At 66.4% G+C, this 5,134-nt stretch carries 4 protein-coding genes; all 4 read right to left on the reverse strand.

Annotated features, from left to right (window positions below; all coding sequences use genetic code 11):
• Nucleotides 1-667: 667 nt before the first annotated feature.
• The 4 genes from IG178_RS24130 to IG178_RS24145 all read right to left on the reverse strand — a co-directional run bounded on the left by IG178_RS24130 (nucleotide 668) and on the right by IG178_RS24145 (nucleotide 4,969).
• Nucleotides 668-1,606 (reverse strand): putative phage head morphogenesis protein, encoded by a 939-nt coding sequence (locus tag IG178_RS24130; RefSeq protein WP_226895734.1) that lies wholly within the window; start codon nucleotides 1,604-1,606, stop codon nucleotides 668-670.
• The gene (locus IG178_RS24135; protein WP_193215159.1) at nucleotides 1,603-2,205 is read right to left on the reverse strand and encodes a hypothetical protein; all 603 of its coding nucleotides are present in this window, start codon (nucleotides 2,203-2,205) and stop codon (nucleotides 1,603-1,605) included. Before IG178_RS24135 ends, IG178_RS24130 begins: the two co-directional genes overlap by 4 nt.
• Nucleotides 2,202-4,289, reverse strand: a complete 2,088-nt coding sequence (locus IG178_RS24140; protein ID WP_226895735.1) for a phage portal protein family protein — start codon at nucleotides 4,287-4,289, stop codon at nucleotides 2,202-2,204. The genes IG178_RS24135 and IG178_RS24140 overlap by 4 nt, the downstream gene beginning before the upstream one ends.
• A gap of 113 nt (nucleotides 4,290-4,402) precedes the next feature.
• Nucleotides 4,403-4,969 carry a zinc-ribbon domain containing protein gene (locus IG178_RS24145; protein WP_193215161.1) on the reverse strand — a complete coding sequence of 189 codons (567 nt, stop codon included), beginning with the start codon at nucleotides 4,967-4,969 and terminating at the stop codon, nucleotides 4,403-4,405.
• Between the last annotated feature and the right edge of the window lie 165 nt (nucleotides 4,970-5,134).

Raw genomic sequence — 5,134 nt, forward strand, 5'->3', positions numbered from 1 at the left:
GCCCGGAAATCGGGAACGACGTCCATCACTCGGCATGATCGGAAGGCAACGGAACGACGGGCTCAATCGGGGTTTTCCGACGGTCTCGTTGGGCTTTTCCGGTTAGCGAGCAGTCATCCCCATCGCTCCATCAGGCCTGATCGCGGCAAGGCAAACTCCGCTACCAAAGGGGTCCCAACCAAGGTCTAGGGCGGCTTCGATCCACTGCCTGACGAGAGCTGGCGTGACCCCTCTCGGAGCTTCGATGAACGCATTCTGAGGGTGAGGAAAGCCAGTCTCGACCACCAGCTTCGATACTGGACCTTCGTGAGCTTCGATGGCCACTACCGCGGACACCTCCTCATAATCTGCCTGCCCACGTGAAGCCTTGCGTCGGATCGTCCAGCGATAGTCGATTCCGCGAACTTCGATCTTTCGTGAGCCCTTCCGCGGGATTCCCATTTCCTAGCCCAACAGTGCTTATTAACCCGCTGAGCATATCGGCGAATTCCAATACAACAACGGCTGTTTCAGCCGGAGGTTGATCCGCAAGATTATGGCTGTCAACGAGATAGAACCGTGCGTTGGCGCTTCTTCGGTGTGAAATCCCGTAAACCCCTGAGGATCATCCGCAAAGGTAAGGCAACCTGTTACGATCCTGTTATGCCTGCTTTCGAGTTCCAAAAGATCAGCGCATCCTGAGGAGTCCCGAGAGATCACCCGCACCCGACCCCGAGCCAGCAGTCCCTCCCTCCCGACGAGCCCTCACCCGCTCGACCGCCTCCCTCGCGGCCTCCGCCGGCGTCTTCGGCTTCGGTCCGCCCCGCAGTTCCTCCAGCAGCTTCCGCTTCACCTCGGGATCCATGCCCCGCACGCTCGCGGTGAGCCCCTCGTTCAGCCCGGGTAGCTTCTTCTCCACCTGGCGCCCGGCATCGAACTTCAACCCCAGTCGCTCCGCCTCTTCGCGCGAGACATCCTCTTGGCCCATCCCGGAGTGGAACCCATACGGCTCCCACGGCACGCCGAAGCCGCCGATTTTCGGGTCGTTCTGGTAGCCCGCCCACCAGGCGTGATCCGTCTTCAGCCGCACCTCCCCCTCGTGTTCCAGGTGCCGCGGCCGTGGCTGGCCCACGTCCCGGACCCGCACGAAGCGCGCCGCCGGATAGGCCCGCCGCACCGCCGGCTTCATCCCCTGCCGCCACTGGCCGTAGCCGTAGGCCTGCCGCACGTTCGTGTCGAAGATCAGCCGCAGCCGCGCCTCGCTGCGGACGTCCTCCAGATCGCCCTGGTTGACCTCCCGGAACTCGTCCGCCGTCGCCATCCCCTCGCGCACCATGAACTCCCGCATCTGCCGCACGAAGTCCGCCCGCCCGCCGGTCCGCAGCGCCCGGCGCTTCACCCCGTCCGGCCCCGTCACCTCCTCGGTGACCTTGGCCAGGTAGTCGAAGATCGCCGCCTGCGCCCGGTCCAGGAACCGCGCGCTCTCCACCCGCGAGGAAAAGAACGACCGCACCTTCACCGCCGTCCGCTCGCCCGCCCAATCCGCGGCGTCCCACTCCGCCGGGTTCGGGTCCTTGTCGAGCAGGTAGCGGATCGCTTCCTCGAATGCCATCGGCCGCTTGATCATCGTCCTTCGATGTAGTCCGCCATTTCCTTGCGCCAGGCCACCGAGAAGGCCCCGGCGATCAGCTCGTCCGGCGGCACCGCGTCCGGCCACGGCTGCTGCGTCACCTGCTTCACCAGCGCGTAGACCGCCCGCACGCCCTGGCCCTTGCCCAGCGGCTCGAAGAGCGCCTTCTTCCCCTTCACCCGGAACAGCCGCCGGCCCGTGAAGATCTCATAGTCCGCCACCCGCCGGCCGCGCGCCTCGTCCACCATCGGGATGGTCAAAAACTCCACCCGCTTCGGCGTGATCGTCCCGCCCCGCACCTTGAAGCCGTAGTGGTCCGCGTCGTTGCCGATCACCGCGCCCTCCCGGTCCGCCGTCCGGAAGCTCCAGCCCTTCGCCACGTCGGCGCCGAAGCTCGAGCGGCCGCTGCGCGCACTGCCTTTCCGCCGCCAGCCGCCCGCCGCGTCGAAGTCCCGGTGATAGGCCACCGCCGCATTGCTCGCCGCCCGGCCGCCGACTTCGTTGAAGGCGGACATCTGCTCGCCCGTCAGCGCCGAGATGAGCCCCGCCAGCGTTCCCGATGCCCCGTCGCCGATATTGACCCCGATCTCGATCATCGCTCGTAGCGGCTCACGCTCCCCGCCAGCATCGCGCTGCCGATCGCCTCCCCGAAGGCTTCCTCCAGCGCCCCGGCGTCCAGCACCTCGAAGAGTTCCGGCAGCTCCCGGCGGGCTTTTTCAAGGGCCGCCAAAAAGTCCTCGTCCGTCACCTGCTTCGCCATCGCCAGCGCCGCCAACCGCTCGAAGGCGGGACGCACCGGCGACAGCCATTCCCGCGTCACGCCCGTCAAGCCCTCCAGCACCGCGTCGGACAGTTGGTCCACGGTGAGGGGTTGGCTGGCGTCGGCTGCGGCGACACGGGTGCTCGGCATCCGGTGCGCCATCATCAGCACCCGGTGGATCGGAGCCATCAGGCGAATCACCCGGAGGGTTTCCCCCTCCTCCCGGGCCGCGAGCCACTGGTGGTGGCCGTCGACCACGTGGTCATCCTCGGAAATCAGGATCGCCCGGTTGCCGCCCTTGTGGACCTTCGCCGCCGCTACCTTCTCCGGGAAATACTCAAGCTGCGTCGGCTTCAGGCTGGCCGCCGCCACTTCCTCCTGCCGCGACTCGATGCCGCGTGCCCTCAGGAAGCCGACCATCGCCCCGCGGTTGCCGCTGTCGATCTGCGGCATCTCCACCCGCGGGATCCCGAGCGTTCCCGACTTCGGGCCGAATCGCTCCGCACCTCCTCCCGCATCCGCCGCCGAGACCTGCTTCCCCTTTTCGTCCCTTTCGCCCGTTTCGTTGTCGCCCCCCTTCCCAGCACCATCCGCCACCGGTTGGAACAGCTCCTCGCCCTCCGCCGGCATCGGGATGCCGAGGTCATCGTAGACGAACTGCTTCGACATCGGCACGCCCATCCGCTGCACGATCTCCATCCGCTCCGCCGCCGCCTTCTCGTCCTTCGTCTCCTCCCGCTTCGCCCAGATCTGCGGCAGCTCGTCGTGGCGCTCGCCCCAGTTCACCGCCACGATCGCCGGCACCAGCTGGTGGGTCAGGATCTCCCCCACGAAGTCCGCCACCGCGTCCACGTTCCCGTGTTTGGTCTCCTGGTGCACCTCGCCCAGAGCCCGGCTGCCGCTGCCGTCCGTCCCGCTCGTCAGCGTCTGGCCGAGGATGAAGACGTCGCACTGCTTGTCCGCCAGCTCGATCAGCTCGCGCTGCGGCAGCGACTGCCCGCTGGTCGCCCCGCCGTCCAGGATGTTGATCTTGGTTCCCGGCCGTGTGACGATGTAGCCGTTCGACCCGATCGACGCCAGGGCGCTCTTCACCGCGTTGTCGTCGGCGGCGCTCGCCACCTCCGCATGCCGCCAGGGGATCCCGTAGAGCTGGGTGAAGCTCATGAACCACTTCAGCCCGTACACCGCCGCCAGCCAGTAGGCCGCCAGCGACCGCAAGGGCGCCGCCACCGCCGGGTGCCCCGGGTGCCCCTTGTTCACACCGATCAGGAAGCGGTGCTGCGGGAAGTCGACGAAGTTCCGCGAGCCCGTCCCGCCCTCCGGGTCCAGCATCAGCCGGTCCTCCGGATCGTCCTGCGGGGCTTCCTCGAAAGGGTAGCCGTAGTAGCGCGCCGGCAGCGGCTTCGTCGCCCGCGGCCGCCATCCCCCGGCGGCGGCTTCCCAACGGATCTCCGACACCGCGTGGCCGAAGTAGAAGCCCGTCGCCAGCGCCTTCACCGTGCCCTCGAACCCGCACTCGCCCCGCGCCGGCCGCGGCTTCATGCACCAGATGAAATCCTCCACCTCCGCCGCGAACTTTTCCGCCCCCGGCTTCGGCTTCTTCCCCCGCGCCGCATGCGGCACCACCTTCCACGGTGCGATCGACACCAGCCGCGCGATCTCGCCGATGTTCTTCTGCAGCTTCGGCCAGGAGTCCATCATCGCCACGAACAGCAGGTGCTGCAGGTGCAGGTCGCCGTTGAGCGCCGCCGCCAGCGTCTGCTTCACATCCCCCGGCAGCTGCTCGCGCTCGAAGAACTCGAGCATCCGGTCCCGCGCCCGCGGCACGTTGATGGAATCCCCCCATCCGCCCGCCGGCGGCCCGGGAGCCGGGGCAGCCTCCGCCGCCTCGATCAAGGAATCACGCCGCGGAGGGAGCAAGGAGCCGACAGGAGCAAAGCCGTGTGCCATGCCCGCAAGAGTGCAGCCAAGTCACCTCACCGTCCCGCCGCCTCATTGGTCCCCGGGGCCTCGCGCATTCAACAAGGCCACGGTCAAGGGTCGACATCGCCACCTTGTTCAGCGCTTCTGATTCGCTCACGAAGCTCCGTGATACCCTCCTGGCTTTGGCTGTCAGGGTGAGCTTCGGTGGCGGCGTTCAAGATCGCCCGAACCTTCTCAAACGACTTGAGCTTACCTTGTCGGTGGAGATCTAGTGCCGCATTCACGAAGGATGAGAGGTCCTCCAGCGATTTACGCCCCATCGAGAGCAGTCGCTGATAATCCGCGTGGCTCCGCTCATCGGATTGCCGCAGCTTCCGGCAATCGACGCAACGAACGCAGTCGGCGGCCGTGGAGAATCCGAGATCTTCGTACCAGTGCTTCTGCTCGGCGGCGTAGAATATGAAGTGGCGGCGGCAGTCCACACAGGTCTTGAGAATATCGAAGTACATCGTCGGCCCCATGAACATCGGCCTAGCCTTGATCCCAGTTCCGCGAATGATCTCAGATCCGTCCCACTGTCCACTTGCCTCAAAGTGAGGATCTTCTCCGTCGAGGTCGAGCCGGGTGTAGCACGGTCCTCCGCCGTAGCGCGGGTGACGAACCAAATCCTCGGGCATTTGTAGCTTCGTTGCCCTTGGAACCTGAGTCCCAGGCCGTCTCCTGCCGGGCTGCTTCTTCCGAGTCATCCTTTCTGCCGAGACCCTATGGCTGCGACTTGAAGCAGTCGGCCGCCACCGGGTTGGGTTCGGGGTTTGGAAAGAGGTGCCGTGTCTGGTTCAAAT

The sequence above is a fragment of the Neoluteolibacter marinus genome, assembly GCF_014904755.1.
Taxonomy (GTDB): Bacteria; Verrucomicrobiota; Verrucomicrobiia; order Verrucomicrobiales; family Akkermansiaceae; genus Haloferula; species Haloferula marina.